Source organism: Pseudomonas sp. P4_C8, from assembly GCF_056401975.1.
Genome location: NZ_JBFUIH010000120.1, coordinates 1 through 660 on the forward strand (window position 1 = coordinate 1; position 660 = coordinate 660).

Consider the following 660-nt stretch of genomic DNA (forward strand, 5'->3'; position numbering starts at 1 on the left):
CGTGCCCGGCAAGGTTATGTACGTCGGCGCACCGCCACCAGTAATCAGATGCGTGGGCTACTGATGGAACATGGCGTTGCCTTGGCACAAGGTGATGTTGCTATCAGTCAAACCCTGCCTCGGGTGCTGGAAGATGCCACCCAACCGCTGCCGGACATGTTGCGAGAGCTGATCGACGAGTTGCTGGGCGAATGGCGTCAGTTAGGCGAGCGGATCAACGTGTTGACCGGTCGCCTGGAGGCCGCTGCGAAGGAGGATGAAACAGCCAGACGGCTGATGACCGTACGCGGYGTCGGACCGRTCATCGCCACGGCGATACTGGCCAAACAGACCGAGCCGGAGCGCTTCGCCGATGCACGTCGCTTCGCTGCCTACTTTGGCCTGGTGCCTGATCAGAACAGCAGTGGGTCGAAGGTTCGCCTGGGCCGGATGTGCAAACGAGGCGATGGCTACGTGCGCAGCCTGATGGTGCAGGGGGCTCACGCGGTATTGAGGCAGCTGCGCCCAGATTCGGAACAGCCCGACGATCGTCGCTTGCAACGCTGGCAGAGTCGGCTGGGACGCAAGGAAGCAGCGGTACGGCTGGCGAATCGCAACCTGCGAATCATCTGGGTACTGCTACAGAATGACCAGACTTATCGCCGCCAACCGGCCGATGGC

1 protein-coding gene is annotated in these 660 nt (G+C 61.9%); it reads left to right on the forward strand.

What is annotated here, in order from left to right; genetic code table 11:
• On the forward strand, nt 1-660 hold a 660-nt coding region (locus tag AC1DWM_RS30145; protein ID WP_477796896.1), incomplete at both ends, for an IS110 family RNA-guided transposase.